Origin of the sequence: Wolbachia endosymbiont of Anopheles demeilloni (genome assembly GCF_018491735.2) — a bacterium.
GTDB lineage: Bacteria > Pseudomonadota > Alphaproteobacteria > Rickettsiales > Anaplasmataceae > Wolbachia.
In genome coordinates this window covers 358,083-379,958 of record NZ_CP084694.1, presented here as the reverse complement: position 1 = coordinate 379,958, position 21,876 = coordinate 358,083, and the positions used below count along the sequence as shown (strand labels likewise).

Annotated in this window: 21 protein-coding genes and 2 pseudogenes; 7 read left to right on the top strand and 16 right to left on the bottom strand. The window is 33.4% G+C overall.

Translation table 11 applies throughout. From position 1 onward, the window contains the following. Window positions 1-75: 75 nt before the first annotated feature. Window positions 76-948: pseudogene (locus JSQ73_RS06715) on the top strand (hypothetical protein). Window positions 949-1,187: 239 nt separating this feature from the next. Here JSQ73_RS06715 and lepA read toward each other — a convergent pair. The 4 genes from lepA to JSQ73_RS02085 form a co-directional block, all read right to left on the bottom strand. After that, complete coding sequence (gene lepA / locus JSQ73_RS02100) at window positions 1,188-2,984, bottom strand: translation elongation factor 4 (RefSeq protein ID WP_214249441.1); 1,797 nt, start codon at window positions 2,982-2,984, stop codon at window positions 1,188-1,190. 81 nt (window positions 2,985-3,065) lie between these two features. Next, a complete protein-coding gene (locus JSQ73_RS02095; RefSeq protein WP_234301853.1) occupies window positions 3,066-3,704 on the bottom strand; it encodes a hypothetical protein in 639 nt (212 codons plus the stop codon). A gap of 154 nt (window positions 3,705-3,858) precedes the next feature. Next, window positions 3,859-4,077: a hypothetical protein gene (locus JSQ73_RS02090; RefSeq protein ID WP_234301852.1), complete on the bottom strand. Its 219-nt coding sequence runs from the start codon at window positions 4,075-4,077 to the stop codon at window positions 3,859-3,861. Between the two features lie 85 nt (window positions 4,078-4,162). Continuing rightward, window positions 4,163-5,539, bottom strand: a complete 1,377-nt coding sequence (locus JSQ73_RS02085; RefSeq protein ID WP_214249440.1) for a malonyl-CoA decarboxylase — start codon at window positions 5,537-5,539, stop codon at window positions 4,163-4,165. 281 nt (window positions 5,540-5,820) lie between these two features. Here JSQ73_RS02085 and JSQ73_RS02080 point away from each other — a divergent pair, with 281 nt between their 5' ends. Then, window positions 5,821-6,513: a TerC family protein gene (locus JSQ73_RS02080; RefSeq protein ID WP_214249439.1), complete on the top strand. Its 693-nt coding sequence runs from the start codon at window positions 5,821-5,823 to the stop codon at window positions 6,511-6,513. Window positions 6,514-6,742: 229 nt separating this feature from the next. Here the strand turns inward: JSQ73_RS02080 and guaA are convergent, their stop codons facing one another. The 6 genes and pseudogenes from guaA to ccmC form a co-directional block, all read right to left on the bottom strand. Next, window positions 6,743-8,305 carry a glutamine-hydrolyzing GMP synthase gene (guaA, locus tag JSQ73_RS02075; protein ID WP_214249438.1) on the bottom strand — a complete coding sequence of 521 codons (1,563 nt, stop codon included), beginning with the start codon at window positions 8,303-8,305 and terminating at the stop codon, window positions 6,743-6,745. A 228-nt stretch (window positions 8,306-8,533) separates the two neighbouring features. Further along, a pseudogene (locus JSQ73_RS02070) lies at window positions 8,534-10,008 on the bottom strand (type II secretion system protein GspD). A 564-nt stretch (window positions 10,009-10,572) separates the two neighbouring features. After that, a complete protein-coding gene (locus JSQ73_RS02065) occupies window positions 10,573-10,782 on the bottom strand; it encodes a hypothetical protein (RefSeq protein WP_234301851.1) in 210 nt (69 codons plus the stop codon). Window positions 10,783-10,791: 9 nt separating this feature from the next. After that, window positions 10,792-11,031: a hypothetical protein gene (locus JSQ73_RS02060; protein WP_234301850.1), complete on the bottom strand. Its 240-nt coding sequence runs from the start codon at window positions 11,029-11,031 to the stop codon at window positions 10,792-10,794. Window positions 11,032-11,045: 14 nt separating this feature from the next. Next, entirely contained in the window at window positions 11,046-11,507 is a 462-nt protein-coding gene (locus JSQ73_RS02055; RefSeq protein WP_234301849.1) for a hypothetical protein, read from the bottom strand. Between the two features lie 384 nt (window positions 11,508-11,891). Continuing rightward, window positions 11,892-12,602, bottom strand: a complete 711-nt coding sequence (gene ccmC, locus JSQ73_RS02050; RefSeq protein ID WP_214249437.1) for a heme ABC transporter permease CcmC — start codon at window positions 12,600-12,602, stop codon at window positions 11,892-11,894. A 142-nt stretch (window positions 12,603-12,744) separates the two neighbouring features. Between ccmC and JSQ73_RS02045 the strand changes: the two genes are divergently transcribed. Both JSQ73_RS02045 and ykgO read left to right on the top strand, forming a co-directional pair. After that, a complete protein-coding gene (locus tag JSQ73_RS02045; protein ID WP_214249436.1) occupies window positions 12,745-13,563 on the top strand; it encodes a pyruvate, water dikinase regulatory protein in 819 nt (272 codons plus the stop codon). A gap of 69 nt (window positions 13,564-13,632) precedes the next feature. Then, on the top strand, window positions 13,633-13,761 hold the full coding sequence (ykgO, locus tag JSQ73_RS02040) for a type B 50S ribosomal protein L36 (protein WP_214249435.1): 129 nt from the start codon (window positions 13,633-13,635) through the stop codon (window positions 13,759-13,761). A 220-nt stretch (window positions 13,762-13,981) separates the two neighbouring features. Here the strand turns inward: ykgO and JSQ73_RS02035 are convergent, their stop codons facing one another. Further along, complete coding sequence (locus JSQ73_RS02035; protein WP_010402151.1) at window positions 13,982-14,176, bottom strand: hypothetical protein; 195 nt, start codon at window positions 14,174-14,176, stop codon at window positions 13,982-13,984. 329 nt (window positions 14,177-14,505) lie between these two features. Next, window positions 14,506-16,521 (bottom strand): ATP-dependent DNA helicase RecG, encoded by a 2,016-nt coding sequence (gene recG, locus JSQ73_RS02030; protein ID WP_214249434.1) that lies wholly within the window; start codon window positions 16,519-16,521, stop codon window positions 14,506-14,508. A 168-nt stretch (window positions 16,522-16,689) separates the two neighbouring features. Here recG and JSQ73_RS02025 point away from each other — a divergent pair, with 168 nt between their 5' ends. Further along, complete coding sequence (locus tag JSQ73_RS02025; RefSeq protein ID WP_214249448.1) at window positions 16,690-16,971, top strand: hypothetical protein; 282 nt, start codon at window positions 16,690-16,692, stop codon at window positions 16,969-16,971. Window positions 16,972-17,195: 224 nt separating this feature from the next. On the opposite strand, the gene JSQ73_RS02020 is transcribed toward JSQ73_RS02025, so the two are convergent. The 4 genes from JSQ73_RS02020 to JSQ73_RS02005 form a co-directional block, all read right to left on the bottom strand. Further along, a complete protein-coding gene (locus JSQ73_RS02020; protein ID WP_214249423.1) occupies window positions 17,196-17,444 on the bottom strand; it encodes a transposase in 249 nt (82 codons plus the stop codon). A gap of 2 nt (window positions 17,445-17,446) precedes the next feature. Continuing rightward, window positions 17,447-17,764, bottom strand: a complete 318-nt coding sequence (locus JSQ73_RS02015) for a hypothetical protein (protein ID WP_234301848.1) — start codon at window positions 17,762-17,764, stop codon at window positions 17,447-17,449. Window positions 17,765-17,979: 215 nt separating this feature from the next. Next, on the bottom strand, window positions 17,980-19,494 hold the full coding sequence (gene secD, locus JSQ73_RS02010; protein WP_214249422.1) for a protein translocase subunit SecD: 1,515 nt from the start codon (window positions 19,492-19,494) through the stop codon (window positions 17,980-17,982). Between the two features lie 184 nt (window positions 19,495-19,678). Next, the gene (locus tag JSQ73_RS02005) at window positions 19,679-19,963 is read right to left on the bottom strand and encodes a hypothetical protein (protein WP_234301847.1); all 285 of its coding nucleotides are present in this window, start codon (window positions 19,961-19,963) and stop codon (window positions 19,679-19,681) included. A gap of 119 nt (window positions 19,964-20,082) precedes the next feature. On the opposite strand from JSQ73_RS02005, the gene hemC reads away from it, so the two are divergent. Next, complete coding sequence (gene hemC, locus JSQ73_RS02000; RefSeq protein WP_214249421.1) at window positions 20,083-20,961, top strand: hydroxymethylbilane synthase; 879 nt, start codon at window positions 20,083-20,085, stop codon at window positions 20,959-20,961. After that, window positions 20,952-21,836: a UDP-N-acetylmuramate dehydrogenase gene (gene murB, locus JSQ73_RS01995; RefSeq protein WP_214249420.1), complete on the top strand. Its 885-nt coding sequence runs from the start codon at window positions 20,952-20,954 to the stop codon at window positions 21,834-21,836. Before hemC ends, murB begins: the two co-directional genes overlap by 10 nt. Window positions 21,837-21,876: the final 40 nt, after the last annotated feature.

Here is a 21,876-nt window from a genome sequence, read left to right as displayed (position 1 = left end):
CTGGCATACCCACTTTAAACAATTTTTAATGAATTAAAAATACAATTCATCTAGTGAGTTTTTTAGTGGGAAAAAATGATAAAAAATATTATAATTGTTAGCAAAAACTTAATTAGTATTGAATTAATTAACAAACAAGATTTAGAGAGTTTCATCAAGATTTTCACAGTGCTTGATAAGCATATAGCAGCTAAAACTCTTTTTACAGAAGAAGTGACAATAGAGTATAAACAATACAATTGCATAGAAGTTGTTGAATTGATAAAAGATACAGGTTTTACATATCATGATGTTGAGAATGTGTTAAATCACCTAAGTAATCATGGAATGAAAGTACCAAGTAGCGTTATAGCAAGTACCCTTTCTTCTTCATACAATCACGCACTTGAGTCTAAGGATGTAGCATTTGCCTATTCTAAAGGGTTGCCACAATTTTACATCAGGGTAAATAAGAATACCTTTATAAGGACTACTATAAGTGAAGAGAATCTGGAATTGAATTCGCAAAATAGCACAATGCTTATAGAGTCATTAAAGAACGAAAAAAGCACTTATGATTGCATAGTGGAAGAAAATATCATCAAAGTTATAGTGCATTCTGAAATACATCAGGCTATAAACTCGATTATAAAATAACTGATAAAGTCTTGCCTTTTAGCAAGAGATGAAGAAGAAAAATTCAAAGAGAAATTGAGACAACTTGCTTTTAAAGATCAAGCTTTCGTTGAGTATTCTAGCATCAAAACCATTCATAGATATCCGAATAACCATCTTCTGAGAAAGCATGAAAGTGTTATTAAAGATATAGAAAATATTTTATGTGATTTCATAATAAATGAGAACAGCGGGTTTGCTATAGAGCTGTTAAATAGACTGGGCTCAGAAGTCTCTCCAAATACTCCAAGAATCATCACTAAAACTATAGATAAGCTTGTTAAGTTTCACTAAAATGTTGTTGGAATGGTTTTAGCCAATGTCTACATATATCTGATTTTTACTGATTGAGTGGAGCAATTGAGCTGCTCTCTGTCATCCCAGCGTTTAACACTGGGATGATTTCGTTGTATGGTATCTTATATAGTGTTTTACAAATTCACATAGCTGTTTCAAATTTACCCATATCAATGTCAGTAAATTTATTAAGAAAATATCACTTAGTTCTTTAAATTTATGTTTTTGGATATATATTAATCATTTATTTTCAAAGCCTCAATAAAAGCATTTTGTGGGATGTTTATGTTTCCCACAGAATGCAATCTTTTCTTACCTTTCTTCTGCTTTTCAAGCAGCTTCATCCTTCGTGTGACGTCTCCACCATAGAGCTTGGCTGTTACATCTTTTCTATACGGGTTAATCGTTTCTCTAGCAATAATTTTTCCGCCTACTGCCGCTTGAATCGCGATTTTATATTGCTGGCGTGGTATCAAGTCTTTCAAACGTGCACATATTTCACGGCCTCTTTTTTCTGCCCTGCTTTTATGAACAATGCAGGCTAACGCATCCACAGGTTCTCCATTAACTAAAAAACTTAATTTATCTATCTGACTTTCCTGATAATCGGATATTTCCCAATCCAAACTTGCATATCCCTTGGAAATTGATTTTAGTCTATCGTAAAAATCAAAAACAACCTCAGACAGCGGTAATTGATACTTCAGTAGTGCTGTTGTCGTATTACCAACATAAGATAAATCCTGCTGTTCTCCTCTCCTCTCTTCACACAGAGATAGAATCTCTCCTAAATATTGATCAGGTACCATTATAGTTGCAGTGATCCACGGTTCTTCCACTATTTCAATTTTTGTAGGGTCTGGCATATCGCTTGGGTTATGGATATTTAAAACTTTACCATTTTGTGTTGCAACTTTATATATAACACTCGGTGCAGTTGCTGTTAGATCTAAATCAAATTCTCTTTCGAGTCTTTCTTGAATAACTTCAAGATGTAGCATTCCTAAGAAACCGCAACGAAATCCATAACCTAGCGCATTTGACGTTTCAGCATCAAATGTAAAACTAGCATCATTTAAATGTAATTTTTCTAGCGCTTCCCTTAAATATTTAAAATCATCTGTGTTATTGGGAAAAATACTGCAAAATACTACAGAATGTACTTCTTTAAAGCCAGGTAATGCCTTGCTGCACGGCCTTTTCTCTTCAGTAATAGTGTCTCCTACTTTGCAGTCTGCTACTTCTTTTATTGAAGCAGTTATAAAACCAACTTCACCTGCTGAAAGTTCACCAGTCATAACTTTTTTAGGAGTGAAAATACCGATATTATCGACCTGATATGTAGCATTATTAGACATCATAACGATTCTCATGCCTTTTTTTAGTACTCCATTTTTAACTCGCACTAAAATTACTACTCCTAGGTAAGGATCATACCAACTATCAACTAAAATTGCTTGTAGTGGAGCATTTGTATCACCTTGAGGAGCGGGAAGTTTTGTCACTATAGCTTCAAGTACATCCTTTACCCCAAGACCAGTTTTTGCCGATATCAAAATTGACTCAGTTGCATCAATTCCGATTACCTCTTCAATCTGAAGCTTTATCCTTTCTGGATCTGCAGCAGGAAGATCGACTTTATTAAGCACAACTATTATCTCATGATTATTGTCAATTGCCTTGTAGACATTTGCCAGAGTCTGAGCTTCAACTCCTTGGCTGCTATCTACTACCAAAAGTGAGCCTTCACATGCGGCTAAGCTTCGGCTGACTTCATATGAAAAGTCAACATGACCTGGTGTGTCCATGAGGTTGAGGCAATATTTATTACCATTATTTGCAGTGTAATTGAGTCTTACCGTTTGTGCTTTGATTGTGATTCCGCGTTCACGCTCTATATCCATTGAGTCAAGTACCTGATTAGTCATTTCCCTTGTCTCAAGACCGTTACATTCTTCTATCAAACGATCAGCAAGAGTTGACTTCCCATGATCTATATGTGCTATTATTGCAAAATTTCTTATATTGTTCATAGATCTACTTATTTAAGTAGATCTATTTTACATTTTAAGTATTACAAGAGCAATTATTTATATCTCTTTTTGCTAAAAACATTAAGCTGAAGTCCTTGCCAATGGACGGCAATGCTTATTAGCTGATGCTTGCTTCACTGTGCTACTTGGATCTTCTTGCTGTCTACACGTTTTTACTGCATCAGCAAGGCTTAGGTAACCAAGGCCAGGAATTTTAATTTTTACATCTTTATTTTTTTCTAAATCTTTATCATCTGGTTTATTACTTACTATTTTAATACTGCCGTCGCTAGCACTTAATGTGATGCTACATTCCCTTTCACCTACATACCAATTAAACTTCATTCCATATTGATCTGTAGTACCTAAATAATAACATCTTACTCCCTTCTCATCTAGCTTACCATGTATAATTTTTTCTTGACTACCATTTGAAATAAAAAAACCAGCAATATTGTTTTCTTTACAAAATTTACTATTTAAAAATTTGCTTACTTTAATATCTATGTTTTTATTGTCATCTTTTAGCTTAATTGTTGCATAAAAAAGATCTTGATCACTATACTTTGCAATTGACACTGTATCAATAGTACCGTTTTTTATGTATTTGCTGAGCTCTTCTTTAGCTTTCTCTTCTAATTCTTTTTGCCTTGCTGCACTTTGTTGTTGCGCTTTTTCTAGCGCTTCTTTCGTTTTTTTTCTGAAGTGATTCGATATCACAAATTAACACAGATTCATCAATGTTGGGGATCGCTGATTCTTGGCTCACTCCTGTCTTCAATCCTTTAATTATGTTTACTATCTTTAAGATAGACTCTAAGTTTTGATAATATACACCAATTTTTTTACTATTTAGGCTACCCTTATTTTTATCCTAGTCATCACTGATGTGAGAAAATATTGAATCAAGCCCTTTGTAAATTGTTTCCAATTCACTTGATTCCTCTAGGCTTATTCCATCACGTTTAATACTACTAACACAATCATTGAATGACTTTATTTCTTCAGGATCTATAAAGAGACTGTGCAGTTCCTTACGCGCTACTCTATCTTGTATTTTTTGTTTTATTGCTTTTAATATCTTACTATTCATATATTTTACCTCATAAAGCTATTCAATATTATATACATAAAGATTAGGAAATGTTAAAACTTTCTACATTCTTGCATACTTCCTATTATTCTTTTAACATAGACGATACTTTTTTTGAATGAGAAATCGCTTTATTAATCATATAATTCTCATGATTGTTATCTATTTTAGGCAATTCGTACAAATAATTCACCATTATTCCGGCTGACTGACTAATGCCTTTTTCAGAGGTATCAGCCATCCAGTTTAGTTGCTTTATTGATGCACCATTGCTTAAATGAAAGTGTGCTACCGGATCATAAGCACCCCCACCACTGCTTTTAACCTTTAGCAAATAATGTGCACAAAGTTTCAGTAGGGACTGTTTTTCGCATTCAATGTTAGTTTTTATGCTTTCTAAAATTTCTGTACCTGATTGTTTTATATTAAGCTTACCTAATAAAGCTACGTCTTGATTTTTTAGCCATTTTGTAAATCCAGGAACTGGAGAAAGAGTTGCATACACTTTTACGCTTTTAAATTCTTGCGATAGTTTTTTTACGACTCTCTTTATTAAAAAATTACCGAGGCTAATTCCAGATAAACCAGTTTGAGTGTTTGATATTGAATAGAATATAGCAGTACTTGCACTGCTTGGGTCACTTGAAGGAACTGATTCGTCCAAAACGTGTTGAATACTATCTGTAATCTCATTCATCAGTGCAACCTCTACAAAAATTAAAGGTTCATTTGGTATTTTGTAATGAAAGAAAGCAAAACAGAGATGATCAGAATCTAGTCTGTTTTTTAAGTCACCCCAAGAGGAAATTTTATGTACAGCTTCATATTTTATAAGTTTTTCCAACAATGATGCAGATGAATCCCAGGTGATTTGATGAAGATCAAGTAGATCAACATCAACCAAAGTACAAAGTATACTTTTTAATTCGTTTTCTAGTGGACTTAGACTTTTATATTGATTCTTCAGCTTGAGTACATCAGAACGCATATCAACAATAAACTTAAGGCCCTCTGGTAAGGAGATAAACTGCTTCAATATTTTAGAGCGTGGTGATTCAAGGACTTTTATTAAGTCTTGTTCAAACTTATAGCTCGACTCAGAATCTTGATTTTTCTTATATACTTTTATTTCTTCATCTATTTTCGTTTTATCCGGATTGAACTTTTCTGACAGGGTTTGTAAAAATTTTATTTGACCTGCCTCTGATAAACTCAAGTACAAATTACCAAGAGATACGGTGTTCTTACGTGCTGAGACTTCACCCCCTTTTGGGTTTAAGCATTCGTTCATCTTCAAGACTAAACTATCGACATCGCGACTACTACTTAAATCAGGGCCAATATTGCCAACCCATGACCTTACAGCATCTGCTACTTCACCTAATATTTTTAAAAAGCCCTTTGTTGCTTTCTTATCTTCAACTTTTACTATATCAGTTTTTGCTAATGACTCTTTTATCATATTTCCTTTTATCGTGTATCTATCTTAATTTAAAGAAAAATCTTAATCTACAAAGAAGGCATATATTTTCATGGTACAACTATTTTACAATTTATTTAAAATTTTAATAAAGAGAGTTAGATTTTTAATTTCATTATTTCTCTTACAAAAGTACTTTTATTATAAAAATGCCCTTTTTCCTCTTTCTTTTCCGGGTAAGGCCGATTTTTTAATTACCTAGTCAAAGTTACTTAATTTTTACACATCTATTGTAAAGTACAAAATCTGACTTTGGAATGAAAATGCTAGCTGATGCTTGGACTTTATTGATACTTACGCTACTTGAAACTATACTTGGTATAGACAATTTAATCTTTATTTCTCTAGCAATAGATAAGGTGCCAAATCTGCTGAGAGAAAGAGCCCGCCTTATAGGTTTTGGCTTGGCGCTATTGATGCGTTTTGTAATACTATTTTTTACATCGCATATATTATCAATTCAAAAGCCTATATTTCACTCTGTATCACTAGATATTTCAGTAAAAGATTTGCTTATGATTGCAGGAGGGTTATTTCTTATTGTTAAAAGTTCTATGGAGTTATGGAGCAAAATTTTTGTACATAAGGAGAACAAAACAAAGGCAAACGTTAAATCACAATTTTTTTTAGTTGTGCTACAAATTATATTAATAGATTTAGTTTTTTCTGTTGATTCAATATTAACTGCTATAGCATTAACTCATAATATGATAATCATTGCTATAGCATTTACATTTTCCATATTAGCAATGCTATTTTCATCAAGTTATACCGCTAAATTAATAAAATCCAGCCCAAGCTTAAAAGTAATTGCCATTCTATTTATTTTACTCATCGGTATATATTTAATACTTGAAGGACTTCACATAGAGCTACCAAAAGCATATTTGTATTCTTTATTTATGTTTGCACTGCTTGTGGAAGCTATAAGCAAAATAAAGAAAATGCGGCCTTGAAATTACTTTGCACAAAGCAAAAGTCTAATTTTTATTCCAGTGTGTGACGAATATCTGTACGAACATTTCGATGTCATCCGAGTAGCTGATACTGGGATCCATTATTCTTTTTTTCTGGATTCCAGCGTCACGCGCTGGAATGACATTAAATAGTTTTCCTTTAAATTTGAGTTATGCAAGCAGCCTCTTTGGTGTGATTCGAGTAGCTGAAACTGGAATGAAATTATTGCTACTCCCACTCAATGGTTGCTGGTGGCTTGGAAGTTAAATCATACACAACTCGATTTACTCCGGAAACTTTGTTAACAATTATACTACTAACGTCTTGCAAAAACCTCCAAAATACTAACGAATGTTGATCTTTATTTTCAAATGGAAATGCATCAGCTGTCATGCCATCAGATGAAGTCACAGCCCTTAAAGCGCAAACATATCCGTATGTACGATTATCTCCCATAACTCCCACAGTTTTTACTGGTAACAGTACAGCAAAAGCTTGCCATATTTTATCATACAGATCATAATTTTTCATTGTGTTGATATATATTTCATCTACTTCTTGCAATATTCGTACCTTTTCTTCATCAACCTCACCTATGATCCTCACTGCAAGTCCAGGTCCAGGAAATGGATGTTGCAATATTATCTCATCTGAAAGCCCAATTTCTTTGCCAAGCAACCTTACTTCATCTTTAAAGAGATAGCGTAAAGGTTCTACTAGTTTCAGATTCATTTTTTCTGGCAACCCACCAACATTGTGATGAGATTTAATTGTACTAGTGTTTCCTGAAGCGTGCCCTGATTCAACTACATCAGAGTAAATGGTGCCTTGCATTAAAAAATCCACATCACCTATTTTTTTTGCCTCTTCTTCAAATACTTCGATAAAAGTATTGCCGATAATTTTTCGCTTTTCTTCCGGATCAGTTATTCCCCTTAACCTACTTAAAAACAAGTTTGATTTATCAACGTAATTTATTGGAATTTCTTTTAACATAGCAGTGGTCTGGCTCTTACGCAATAACCCAGTATCGATAAAAATACAGTTTAATTGTTTTCCTATAGCTTTGTGTGTAAGAACTGCTGCAACACTTGAATCAACCCCTCCACTTACTGCAGCAATTACTTTTTTCTTCCTTACTAAGTTTTGAATTTTTTCCTTCTGTTTTTCAATGAATGACTTCATTGTCCAATCTCTCTCACAATTTGCAATATCTAAGAAATTAGAGAGAAGTTTACTACCATTTGTCGTAGGCTTAACTTCAGGATGGAACTGAGTACAGTAAATCTTCCGCTGTTCGTTGGCAATTATTGCGATTGTTTGATTTATTATACCTGAGGCAATAGCAGTAAATCCTTGCGGTATAGTTTCGACACTGTCTGCATGGTTCATTAGCACATCGACTTCGGAATTAACGTCCCAAGTATCCTTTATAATTGGGGATTCTTTTAGTATCTTGATTTTAGTTTTGCCAAATTCCTGATTGAATTCTTTTCTTACCTTTGCCCCGAAATAATGACAAATGAGTTGCTGTCCATAACATATTCCAAGTATAGGAGTGTTTATTGTTTCGTTAAGTTTTATAATTTTATGTGCTACTTCACTTACTTCAGAGCAATTGTCATTTACAGATTGCGGTCCTCCAGAAAAAATAAATCCATTGAATTTTGATACTGTTTCGAAATCGATATTGCTTGGAAATATTTCACAGTAAACGCCCATTTCCCTGATTTGTCTTGCAATAAGCTGTGTAAACTGTGAACCAAAATCAATAACGGCAATTGCTGACAATGTGCTCCTCCATATTATTTAAAGCAATATTTGATAATAAAGAAAACAATAAAGTAAGTAAACTAAGACCTGTTTAAAAAATTTAATATATGACTAAAGTAACTGAAATTTACCGCAACAGATTTATGATTAAGCTGTCTTAATTATCATTCTGATACTCTCTATCTTATCATAATAGTAACCCCAACATCTTTCCTTAAGTTGATGCGATTGCCTGAACAGATACGTTTAATATATATATAAATTCCTATCTTTTATATCTAATAAACCAAGTGTTGGTACGATTGTTCCTTTCAGGAAGATTACGGTTTCTACTGTCTTAGCCAGCTTTTTTGACTTTTGATACAATAAGTTTTGGTTATCTTTTCTATGCTCTATAAGCCAACCAATTACCATAACTTCGCCGCTCTTAATTTTTAACGTAGAGTGCATTTCTCTGGTTTCAATAATTGGAATGTCACTATTTAATTTCATTTTATTCTGTTGTGCGACATATTCTATATTTGGGTCTTTAGTGTAATCGTTAATTCTTGATAAGGTTGGGTTTATATCCATGAATATTTCATTAGTATCAATGTTAATGCTTGGGTGGATTATTAACACCACACCTATTGGAGTGTTATTCATTTGGTAATTAATGCATGATTAGAATTTTTGGTATTTTTCTGTATATCGGAAGTAAAATAGATATGGTTTTTAGTAAATGAAATCATTGCTTGCTGATTACTTATAGCATGTACTCTAGGGCTTGAAATTACGGTTGAAGTGCCAAATTTGCCTAATTTTTTTACTAAATCTCCTAAATCACTCACACTAGAGTTAATTGCTAGGTCAATAATAGAATTACCTTGATTTGTTATAGATTTGGTTTCATTATGCAAATCATTTAAGTTGATACCAGAAAGGTATTTATCGTCTAATAAAACTTCAACTATTTTGGCCTCGATCATTACTTGAGAAGACGCCAATTTCTTAACTTTATTAATATATTCTTCAACAGCTTTGTGAATATCTTTTCTAGCATTTAGAATAATGACACCAGCTTCTCTGTTGGATGAAAGAAACTCACCATCATCTACTCCGTTAACATCCATTATTGTATTTAAGCCTTTTTCTAATGAATTCCATAAATCACTACTATATTGAGATTTCATATAGTTTCTATCACCATCACTGTCGGTAATATTGTTACCAATGATAAAACTCCTTTGCGCAGAGTGTTAAATATTGATGAAGTCTACGTAATAATTTTGTGCATATGGCAAATCTTGTTCAATTCTAATTACACCATTATTCATTGAGTAACGCAATTTGGCGCTGTTGGCTATATTCTGAATTACTTCGTTTATGTTCTTATCTTTTAGCTTTAAAGTAATATTATCTGATATTTTGGGATCTATGTCTAAGTTAACGTCAGAAAGTTTTCCTATCTCAATCAGTAAATCCTTTATTGGTACTTTTTCATCAACATTAATCGAAAGAAACTGATTACTGGTTGTAAGATCGGGAAACTTTACCGATAAAGGTATCATTTCTGGTATTGCTGGTTCGTTATTCTTCAAAGGAGTATTATATTGTTGCAACGAATAATCGTGCTTATAATTGTCTATATTAACAGAATGTTGCTTGTTAGGTAGATGTGTACAAGAAATAATGAAAAGGAGTATTAAACATTTTAAAATAGCCATGAGGGCAGCATACAAATCTATACTAATAGTTTTTTATAAAAATGTTAAAAATGTATTTAATTGTATCCGTTCAGGGGAGTGGTTTAAGAAATGATAGATAGGAGATTATGAAAAGGGTTTAGCCGCATGGAAGTGGGATGAAAAGAAGCACTGGTTTCACATGCGTCTGAACAGACACCATTTTACAGCATTTTAAATTTGTCCTGTGCAATGTTTGTACAGTTGCGATAAAAATTACTTGACAAATTTTGACAGCTTCGTTATTTTGATGGTGAAGATATTCTAGAGCTCGAAATCTATCTTCGTCTGCAGACTTTTCAACTTCATTAATTTATAATCTCTAGTTAAAGTATATTGTACTTATGTATAGATAACTTCTATCATAGCTATATACATTTTTCTGAGTTTTTTTTTATTACTTAGGAGGATCATCATATTTAAAATCATGGATTACGCATATCATTGACATTAATGCCTTAAAAGGACAAATGGTACCTACGTCCTCTTTATATAGATTATGTACTTGTTCAGATACGACTAAATTGTGTCTAGTATAGAAAAAATTAGACAAATTCAGCCTTATATAGAACCAAATTCAACGAAAGTAGAATTATCCTCATTTCCATAATAGTAAGGATTTGCTTCTTGCGTATTATTAACAGCAGTTTTTGATAGTACTTCCTTATCACTATTCCATGCAACTTTCTCCATAATTGGAATATAATCCTTACACTTTTGATTATCTCCACAATCCTTGATTTTACCATCATCATTTAGATAACGCTTCAATGCATCATATTATACTTTAGTGTTATTACCCTCTTTATCTATCATTTGTCCTAAGGTATTAACAAGTATAAATGGTGCAACTTGTTTTGCTTTTACAACACTTGTTTCACTGGACTCTCTAAAGAGATTAGGACATGCTCCTCTGGAAAAAAAGCTCTTGTTGAATTCTGGATTACTACGGTAAACGTTCGGGTAACAGAAACTCTTAATCTCTTCTTCTTGACACGCTAACTCTATTTGATCATCCACACATTTTTCACATTCTATATTATCAAGCCAGGATATTGAATTAAGATCCTCAGTAAATCAGATGCACTAAAACCTTGACAACCTATCTTATTATCAACTTTATAAAAATGAGAGTACGGCCTACAATTTTCATACTTGGAACAATCTGAGGTTACTTTTCGAGATGTAATTTCTCCATTTTCATTCTCTCCTTCGTCGGTAACGGGTTCGCCCGTACCACTTCCTTTTTTACATTCTTCAGCTATTTTTTTATACCACTCAGTCTCTGCTTTTGCTCGCTTAACCTCCTCTTCACATTTCGTAAGCTTCTTTTCCACTAGTTCAAAATCCTCTTTTACTACGGAACTATTTGTAAATTCCTTCTCAGTCGTAGTTTCACCCTCAGTGATCTCATCTATATCCTCTTCACCATAAAAAAGTTTGTTGTTATATAAATAACTATTATTAATTTGGTCACTATAGGTGTTTTTTGACATCGGAACCTTCTCTACAGTCAAAATTGAAATTGTATTAAAATAAAAAAACTACAAATTTAATGTGAGTAAAAGAAACCACATTTCAAGAAACTTCATGGTAACTTAGGAGCTATTATAAGCTAAAGTAATTAAAAATTTAATAACTTGTATTATAGATATAGCATATCTATCAATAGAAATTTTCTTTCAATTTCTAACGTATCTTTGCTAATTTTGCATACAATTCACCTTAGAGAGTCATGATTCTTCTACTTGCATGTGATTAATCACTATAATCTTGAAGTGTGGTTTGTACGTAATTAGTTCTGGAACTTGCTAATGGATGATTGCTCTACATTTTAATCTCTGTCGCTGTTCACAACATTACACTCTGGAACTGCATACCTAATACCGCATACTGATTTCTCTCTTTATCTTCTGCAAATTAATTAAATAAAGGGCATTAAGTATCCACACTACTAAAAAGAATGTTGCACAAAATATAAACATTGCAATGAGTGGCAGCAGTAAAGAACCTTCTATTGCTACTCCACCTTTTCTAAAAATACTTGCTGGCTGATGAAGAGTAGACCATAAATTCACAGAAAATTTTACTATGGGAATATTTATAGCACTAAAAATGGCAAATACTGCTGATGATTTCTCTGCTCTTGCTTGATTATCAAAAGCGCTCCACAATGAAAGATAACCAACATACAGAAAAAACAAAATCAGCATTGAAGTAAGCCTTGCATCCCATACCCACCAAGTACCCCATGTTCCTTTTCCCCAGATGCTACCTGTGATTAAGCATATTGCCGAAAAGACTGTCCCTGCAGGAGCAGCGGCATGTGCTAAGACACTAGCAACACTATTGTTCCATACCAACGAAATGAAACTGAGTGATGCAATGAGTCCGTATATTCCAAGAGCAAGCCATGCAGAAGGCACATGAAGATACATAATTCGTACGATTTCTCCTTGTTTATAATCTCCTGGGGAGAAGAATAATGCCAAGAACATTCCAATTAAAAAACATGCGAAACACATAACCCCAAGCCAAGGTAGAGCTTTTTTAGTAAAAGAAGTGAAATTTGTAGGCTTTAATAAAAACATTCGTTTTGAGAATAATTGTGTTAAGAATTTATCAATTAGTTTGAATTTTATCAACAAGATAGTTTTTCTATATTTACGTAGTATAATAAATTAGCACAATTTCAGTAGCAGATTGCTTGCTATTATTTTTAGTATAATATTGATGACCCTTAAAAAGCTTAACCTACACTTAGTGTCAGATTCAAGTGGTGAAACTGTTATATCAGTTGCAAAATCAGCTCTGAAACACTTTCGTTCTGTAGAAACGATCGAATATGTTTGGTCTTTCGTAAAAGGAGAAGAGCAGATTGACAAAATTTTAGAGGAAATTAATAGAAAAAGTGATGAGCATAATTTTGTTATATGCACTATTACTAATGATGAGCTAAGAAAATATCTAAAAAATAATTGTATAAAGCTAAAAATTCCCTACAGAGCGATATTATCACACATTATTAGGGAAATTTCATCCTATCTTGAAATTGAAAAAGACGAAAAACTTGACTTACATGCTGAGATAAATAACGAATATTTTCAGCGCATTGAGGCAATAAACTATACCATTAATCATGATGATGGACAAAATATTCAAGATATTGATAGAGCCGATATAATTTTGGTTGGAGTTTCACGCACATCAAAATCTCCCACCAGTATGTATTTAGCTTACCGAGGCTATAAAGTTGCAAATGTTCCTTTTGTTAGCGAGATACCCTTTTACATCGACTTAGCAAAATTAAAAAATAAACTGACTATAGGAGTAACAATAGACGTAAGAAGGCTAATAGAAATACGCAAAAATAGACTGACTTCAATTAATAATGAAGGTAATAATATATATGCTGACCCTAGAAAAGTAGAAAAGGAAATTAAAGAAGCAGAGGAGTTCTTTAAGCAAAATAACTGGCCAATTATTGATGTCACGCAAAGGTCAATCGAAGAAGTATCAGCAACAATTATACAGTATTTTAATAAAATGTGAAAAATTTATCAATTGACTAACTCTCTGTTAGTGATCATAATGTAAGGTAATTCTATTCTTACTGTAGATATGAAAGTTAAAGGGTCACTAAAATCTTATCGTAACAGAGATAAAAATTGTAAAGTTGTGAAAAGGGGTGGTAAGATTTATATTATAAATAAGGTAAAGCCAAGATGTAAAGCGCGTCAAGGTTCTTAGCTTTTTGTTTTCCTTTTTATGTCATATGTTTTTCATATGGAAGCATGGTTAGAAAGAAACAAAAACTGTTGTATTTAACCATAGCACTGCCCATTTCTTCTCTTACATTACATTTTGGTATTAACCTGATTACAGGCAGACGTGGCTTGTTAACATTAATTAACTTTAAAAAAAGAAATTAATTGCGTGCGTCAACAAGTCCATGAATTTTAGTTCCACCCTAAGCCCTCTTGAGCTTGAGAATTTTTTCTATATATAGGCTGAGCATGAATGACATCTGATCATCAATTATGCAAATCTGGATCTTGTTGTGCATACTTAAGTCATTTTGCCAAAATTCCCTTTTTGCATCACCTTTTAAACCTCTTGTGTATACTTCTGTAATTGTGGTAAATTTTTGATCATTGGCAGCCACTTCTCCACACTGCTTCCATACATATTCTCAACTTCTTCTCGCTTTTACTGTGTATTCCTTTTGTGCTCTTTAAAACGGTACCTTCTATATATATATTTATTGTCATTAGGCTAAGTTACCGCTTTTTTTCCATTTTTATACTTTCTGCCCTTGATTAATTTGACCTGCTAACATTTTGTTTACAGGGCCTGCTATTAACTCTGCACAATTTATTCTTATGGTAAAAACTTCTTCTTCACTCTTATTTTTCCTTAACTTGACGCGTATGGTTTGTTAAATACTCCCGTCTGTCAAGGAATTTCTACTCATGAAGGTTATGGCTTGGAAGATTACTGAAATTTTGAAAAATGTAGTCTACTTCTATATTCAAATATATCAAGCAGTAATTCAAAATTAGCTATTGTACCTTTTGCACTATTATATGCAAGGTTGAGCAATTCTCTGTCCTCATATAAATCAGCAAATTTAAACTCCATGCACCCTGATTGTTTTGTGCCTAGAATATCTCCGCTACCCCTCAGCATCATATCCTTTTCAGCAATATAAAATCCATCTTGTGACTCACACATAATTTTTAACTTTGAATACGAACTTTTACTGAGATTGTCATATAACAGTACACAAAAAGACGGTTTATTTCCTCGTCCTACTCTACCTCTTAACTGATGTAATTGCGATAACCCGAACTGCTCTGCATTCTCTATAATCATAATAGTTGCATCTGGTACATCTATGCCAACTTCTATCACAGTAGTTGCAACAAGCAGAGAAAATTCATTCCTCTTGAAGGAAAACATCACTTGATCTTTCTGCTCTTGAGTTAGTTTTCCGTGTATTATTCCAACTCTATCAAAAAATGTCTTTTGTAGTTCCTGAAAGCGCATTTCTGCTGCGGCAATATTGAGTTCTTCGTTTTCTTCTATATATGGACAGATCCAATATGCTTTTTCGCCTCTATTTATAGCATCTTTCAGTCTTTGAATAATATCTGATACTTTTTTAACGTTCATAATAACGGTTTTTATTGGCAATCTAGATTTTGGTTTTTTCCTTAAAATAGAACATTCAACATCACCATACATAGCTTGCTGCAAGGTTCTTGGAATGGGAGTTGCAGTAATAAAAAGTATATCGGTATTTTCTCCTTTTCCTACCAACCGATTCCTCTGTATCACTCCAAATCGCTGTTGTTCGTCTATGACTGCAAGTCCTAAATTTTTAAATGTAACGTTGGCTTGAAATAATGCATGAGTACCAATTACTATATTTAAAATACCACTTGCAAGTTCGTTCATAATAATCTTTCTTTCCTTGCGCGCAATTTTACCGGTAAGCAAAGCAACTTTTATATCAGTACAAGATAGAGCTTCTTCGATCCAATTATAATGTTGCTCAGCCAAGATAGTAGTTGGTGCCATTAGAGCTGCTTGCATGTTATTTTCTACCACATTCAGCATCGCAAAGAGTGCAACTACAGTTTTGCCACTCCCAACGTCACCTTGCAGCAGACTTACCATGCGGTATCTGGATTTTTGTCTTTCTGAGATTTCATCTATCGCTCGAATTTGATCATTTGTTAATTGGAACGGTAATTCATTTAAGACCTGCTCTTTGTATTTACTCAATATTATAAACTCTTTTCCCTCTTTTTTTACATAATTTTCCCTTGCAAGATTTAGTGCCAACTGGTACGCAAATAGCTCATCATAAGCAAGTCTTTCTCTGCAAACTTCTGCTTCTGCGAGTGAGCTCGGTCTGTGCAATCTTATGATGCTTTCTTTCCAATTCAGCCATTTCTTTTGCTTGATTAATGTTTCATCTATCCACTCTGGCAAATCAGGCAAATCTTTTAGATTAGAACTTATTATGTTTCTAATGCTCTTGTTAGTAATACCGCGACATAATTGGTAATTTGGCTCTATGCAGGCTATTTCTTTAAATAGATTGATATCAGACAACATGTAATCTGGGTGAGTAATTTGCCAATGTTCGGCAAACTTTTCAAGTTTACCACTGATTACTATATCTGTTCCAACTGGAAATAATTTATACAAATATTTAACTGAGTAATTAAAAAAAACTATAAATAAATACTGACTTTCACTTTCAACGATTATTTTATATGGCCTACCTCTAACAGTGGGGCGCTGGTGCTCATACACTTTTGCCACAAAAGTTGTAAATTCTCCCACTTGAGCATCAGGTAGTGATTTACTTCTATCCACATAACTGAGCGGCCTATAAAACAGCAAGTCCATTACTCTGTCTCCACCGCAAAGTTTAGTCAATATTGCGGAATGAAACTTTGGTATATTCTCAATTTTACTATTTAGAAAAGTCAGCACACTTGATTACTCATCAACATTCATACTGTGTAAAACCGTTTATTCATAATAGAGCCTTACTAAAATCCTGTCACCCTATTATGACTGTCTATGTTAAGTATAATATTAACATATTAACTATTTTTATGTATTATTATACTATCAGCAATCCATATCAAAGTATTAACAATGAACAACTCTATACAGGAAAAAAAGGGAAATCCAGTAGTTACGCTAAAGGCTCAAGCGGAAAAGTTTGATTTTAGCAGGTTAAGGGCTGACAAAAACAACAAGTTAGCAAACTCTGGTGAAACAATGTTTTTGGATTTTGACAGAATGGACTTTGTTATTAACGGTAAGAGCATAGATACAATTTTGACTAAAGCGTTAATAAATAGAGATAAAAAAGAATTTGACAAAATTTGGGAAGCATATTGCAAAGATTCAAAAATTCTAAGAGACTGTACATGATCTCAAAAAAGGGATAGAATGAGAGGATAAAGTAGGATATGGGAAGTTTATATCCAAGTGATATAAGTCGAGGAAAGTTTGAGATTATTGTAGCAGATCTGAAGTCTTGCAGGAAGAGGTGGATTTATGAATAGAAAAAGTGATAATTTACCAGGGGCTATGACTCTATGGCGGGGCTATGAAAATCTTAAGGAGAGCATAGTTATGCTTCACATCATGACCTCTCAAAATTGTGGGTAAAAGTGAGCAGGGGAGTATGGAGGCAAGAACAAAATTTTACACCCAATATTTTCTATCAAATTTTTCGTCCTTGCAGATTTATAAAAACTCGCATTGTCGAGAACAATAGTCTGTCCAGGTTTAGATACAGGGACAAGTACATTTTCTACATAAGCATCAAAAATCTCGCTGTTGCAGTAGCCATCAATTATCGATGATGCTTTAACTTTTCCTGAATTCAGTGCTCCAATCATGCTTACCTTCTTTCTTTTGAACCCTGGGCAAATAACCTCTTTCCTCTTTGAGACCACCCATATTCATAAAATTCATTGTCCTCTATTCCAGACTCATCTATGTATATCAAGTTTCCTTTATTTATTTCTTCTACTTTTTTTATGAACTCTTTGCGTTTCTCTTTATCTCTTTCTCGATAAAGAAAAGTTTTTTTATATGTATAGTTTACTTTGCTAAGGTAGTTATATACTGTGCTTCTACACATATTACCAAATTCTTCAATTATCTTTTCAATTCTAATATCCTGATTTCCATTCAGAAATTTGATAAATCTATCCATATTTTTAATCTTATGGCCATATCCTTTGTGATAGCCTGAAGATGGTTTCTGTTTCTTTTTTCCTTTTCCTCCACAAATATATTGGTTTTATGCTCACTAAATTGGTGAGCATGTTACAACGTTTTTGACGACGAAAAGACTTGATAGCTACTTGCATGACAACCATTTAGTTGTCTTTTTCATCTATCTTATTTTGTCGCTCTGCTGAACAGATACTAAAGTACTAGCTTTTGTGGGTTGATGCACAATTCTATCAGAAGTTTTGTGACTATAATTGCAGAAAACATCGAGCATAAAACTCCTATCGATAAAGTGACAGAAAACCCTCTAATTGCTCCGCTACCAATAATGAACATTATTCCTGCAGCAATTAGTGTAGTGAGATTTGAATCAAGAATTGTTTTTATTGCATTTTTAAACCCTTCTTCAATGGCACGAGCTGTTCTTTTTCCTGCTCTTATTTCTTCGCGGATGCGTTCAAATATTAAAACATTTGCATCCACCGACATGCCAACAGTTAGTGCAATTCCAGCAATTCCAGGGAGAGTAAGAGTTGCTTCAAGTAAGGTAAGAATGAGTAGTATAGAGATTACATTAAAAACGAGTGCAACAGACGCTAATAAGCCTAATTTGCCGTAAGTAATGATTATAGATAAACCAACGGCTATGATAGAGATTATTGCTGCAATTTCTCCTGCTTTTATTGACTCTTCTCCAAGGCTTGGACCAATGTTTTTTTCTTCAATTATTTTAAGTGGTGCAGGTAGTGCACCTGATTTTAAAAGTATTGCAAGTTCACTCGCTTGTTTTTCAGTGAAATTACCGCTAATTTCTCCCTCTCCATTTAGAATAGGTTCACGTATTGTTGGTACAGTTAAGACTGTGTTATCTAAAACAATTGCAAAAGGCTTTCCTACATTTTCTTTAGTAATTTTTGCAAATTTTTTGCTTGCTATGCTGTCGAATTTGAAATGTACTGTTGGTTTACCTAAATTGCCAAATCTAACTGATGCGTTAACTAATGAATCACCGCCTATTTCAGTTTTGCGGAATATCGGGTAGGAATTACCCAAAGAATCCTTGAGCATAATCGTAGTGTCATGATCGATATCTTGCATTTTAGCTACGTTGATGTTTGCCAAATGGAAGGCCAGCTTGGCTGTTTTGCCAAGCAGAGATTTTATCTGTTGAGTGTCTTCTACTCCAGGAACTTGGACTAATATCTTATTTTGCCCTTGTTTTTGCACACTTACTTCCTTAGTACCAAGCTTATCTAAGCGTCTTTGAACATTAACTATTGACTCTGAAACTACTTCATTGATTAATGAATTCTTATAATGCGGTTTATATGAAATGAAAATTGCAGTATTTTTTCTACTCAATTCTAAATTTGGGTTTATTTTATGTATTAACGTTGAAACTTTTTTGTAATCATCAATATTATTTAAAGTTACAACCACTTGTTTATCGTTTTTTGCGCTAAATTCAATCTTTTGTGTTAACAGACCTTCTTTTATTTCATCGGTTAGCATGCTTAGTTTCTCTTTGAAGTAAAAATCTAAGTCTACGTTCAGGAGTATAGATGATCCACCTTTCAGGTCGAGCCCTAGATTTATCCTCTTTTTTGAGGTGAAAAACTTATTATCAAAGAAGTTTGGCAGTGTTATATATAAAGATAGCAAAAAAATTAGCAATACTGAAAGAGATTTAACTGTGAGCTTGTTTAGCATAAATTTAAACTATACTTAGGTACAGTGTAAACTGAATGATTGCTAATCACAAGCACCTAAATGAAAAGGTCCGTGAAAGATAAAAAACAAGCCTAGAACCAATATCTCTATAATTGATTTTGTTCTTCTAGAACATCATTTATTGAAGCAGTATAAACACATGTATTAGGTTCAGAATTGGCTCTCAGATTCTCTGTTTGTTTTGTCTAATTTTGTCAATTGCAAGGTAAGTGCATAAGCCAAGTGTTAAGAAAATAACTATGCTAAGTGGTATGTGATTAGCAAGAAATTTATTATAACTTAAATCTTTCCAACCGAGAGGACTAGATAGAGAGGGGTGAGAGGAAAATCTGGGAATTGCTACTACTGCACTTAATGCTGTTAGAATAATAGCAACAGTGGCACCTACAAGAGGTAAAATATTCTTTTTATTAAATCTGCCATTAAAATCTTTTAAAATATCAAACATACATACTCGTCGATTACTAAATATTCGTGATACTATGCACTAATTATAAAGTATTCAATAACTAAACTGGAGATAATAGAAAATGGACATAGAATATAGACATATAATATGAAGGATATATGCTAGTTAAAATAGGTACGAGAGGAAGCGACCTTGCGATCATCCAAGCTTTGGAAGCAAAACAAAGATTATTAGAGTCTTTTCCTAATCTATCCGTTGAGATCATTAAAATCAAAACTTCTGGTGATAAATATGCTAATGTAACCCTTGCTGAAATAGGAGGTAAAGGACTGTTCCTCAGGGAGATTGAGGCTGAATTACTCAAAAATAATATAGATATGGCGGTTCATTCGCTAAAAGATGTACCTGCGTTTTTCTCGAAGGACTTAACAATTCCTTGTGTTTTAGAGAGGCTAAGTCCATGTGATGTATTTATTTCTCATAAATATAAGAGCCTAAAAACTTTGCCACAGCAGGCTACAATTGCAACTTCTTCAATAAGAAGAAAAGTTCAGCTGTTAAATCTCAGGCCAGACTTAAATGTAGTGCCAATGCGTGGAAATGTGAAAACTAGACTGCAAAATCAGAATTTTGATGGAATGATTTTAGCTGAAGCAGGGCTGATAAGATTAAAAAAATATCACTTAATTACAGAAGTATTGCCACCAAAAGTCATGTTAAGCGCAGTAGGGCAGGGTGCAATTTGCATTCAATGCCGAAAGAATGATATAAAAGTTATCGATCTTTTAGAGAAAATTAATAATAATATGTCTTTTATAAGGGCAAAATCAGAGCGCAGTTTCATGAAGACAGTAAATGGTTCATGCTTTACACCGCTTGCAGCTTTAGCAGAATATGTGAGTGAAAACATGCTACATCTTTATTGTATGTTAGCGGGCAAGAGAGTTATATTCTTTACTGAACGCACTTCGTTTGTAGAAGATGCAGAAAAAATGGGTATGGATGCAGGATTAGAGTTAAAATCAAAATGCTTATAAGCTTACCTAAAGTATGTGGAATCTACCGTTATAATGTTTCAATGTCTAAAATGACTTGGTTAAATGTTGGTGGCCAAGCTGATGTACTATTTAAACCACGTGACGTTGAAGATCTAATGTGCTTGATAAAAGATACTGAGTTACCAATTAGCATTATCGGTGCAACATCTAACATAATAGTGCAAGATAGTGGCATTCGAGGAATAACGGTGAAATTAGGCAAGGAATTTGCATATATAAAATGTAAAGATAATAACTCCATTGTTGCAGGTGGTGCTGCATTGCTTAGTAACCTTGCATACTTTGCCGGGGAACAGCAAATTAGTGGGCTTGAGTTTCTTGCTGGAATTCCAGGAACAGTTGGCGGTGGGATAGAGATGAATGCAGGTGAATATGGTAGTGATATTGCGAGTGTTGTAAAGTTTATAAGGGCAGTGAATCTAGAAGATGGAAATTTATATGAATTTTCCAGTGAAGAAATGGGATATTTTTATCGTGGACATAGTTTAAAAGGTAGGTGGATTTTTATTGAAGCTGAATTTAAAGGAGTAAGTTCAGAGTATGAGCTTATATTGCAAAGATTGAAAGAAGTTATTGATAAAAAAAATAAAAGTCAACCAGTAAGAGGAAAAACTGCTGGTTGTATATTCAAAAATCCAATAGGCTGCAAGGCATGGAAACTGATTGATGAGTCTGGCTGCCGAGGATTAAGTAACGGTAGAGCTAAAATTTCTAAGAAACATTGTAATTTTCTGCTCAATTACAACAATGCAACTGCATTCGACTTAGAAAACCTTGGCAACAGAGTACAAGATGCAGTAAAAGATAAATTTAACATTGAACTTGAGTGGGAGATAAGAGTGTTAGGTAGATAGCTGCTGCTGATTATCTTAACCTAATTCCAAAAATTATTGT

What these genes read in the sequence shown, in the direction of transcription:
- JSQ73_RS02085 (WP_214249440.1), bottom strand. Translation starts at nt 5,539, where the DNA reads ATGATAAAAGAGTCATTAGCAAAAACTGATATAGTAAAAGTTGAAGAT.
- ykgO (WP_214249435.1), top strand. Translation starts at nt 13,633, where the DNA reads ATGAAAGTTAAAGGGTCACTAAAATCTTATCGTAACAGAGATAAAAAT.
- ccmC (WP_214249437.1), bottom strand. Translation starts at nt 12,602, where the DNA reads ATGTTTTTATTAAAGCCTACAAATTTCACTTCTTTTACTAAAAAAGCT.
- JSQ73_RS02080 (WP_214249439.1), top strand. Translation starts at nt 5,821, where the DNA reads ATGCTAGCTGATGCTTGGACTTTATTGATACTTACGCTACTTGAAACT.
- JSQ73_RS02025 (WP_214249448.1), top strand. Translation starts at nt 16,690, where the DNA reads ATGAACAACTCTATACAGGAAAAAAAGGGAAATCCAGTAGTTACGCTA.
- secD (WP_214249422.1), bottom strand. Translation starts at nt 19,494, where the DNA reads ATGCTAAACAAGCTCACAGTTAAATCTCTTTCAGTATTGCTAATTTTT.
- JSQ73_RS02020 (WP_214249423.1), bottom strand. Translation starts at nt 17,444, where the DNA reads ATGATTGGAGCACTGAATTCAGGAAAAGTTAAAGCATCATCGATAATT.
- hemC (WP_214249421.1), top strand. Translation starts at nt 20,083, where the DNA reads ATGCTAGTTAAAATAGGTACGAGAGGAAGCGACCTTGCGATCATCCAA.
- JSQ73_RS02015 (WP_234301848.1), bottom strand. Translation starts at nt 17,764, where the DNA reads ATGGATAGATTTATCAAATTTCTGAATGGAAATCAGGATATTAGAATT.
- JSQ73_RS02090 (WP_234301852.1), bottom strand. Translation starts at nt 4,077, where the DNA reads ATGAATAGTAAGATATTAAAAGCAATAAAACAAAAAATACAAGATAGA.
- JSQ73_RS02055 (WP_234301849.1), bottom strand. Translation starts at nt 11,507, where the DNA reads ATGTCAAAAAACACCTATAGTGACCAAATTAATAATAGTTATTTATAT.
- JSQ73_RS02045 (WP_214249436.1), top strand. Translation starts at nt 12,745, where the DNA reads ATGACCCTTAAAAAGCTTAACCTACACTTAGTGTCAGATTCAAGTGGT.
- murB (WP_214249420.1), top strand. Translation starts at nt 20,952, where the DNA reads ATGCTTATAAGCTTACCTAAAGTATGTGGAATCTACCGTTATAATGTT.
- JSQ73_RS02005 (WP_234301847.1), bottom strand. Translation starts at nt 19,963, where the DNA reads ATGTTTGATATTTTAAAAGATTTTAATGGCAGATTTAATAAAAAGAAT.
- lepA (WP_214249441.1), bottom strand. Translation starts at nt 2,984, where the DNA reads ATGAACAATATAAGAAATTTTGCAATAATAGCACATATAGATCATGGG.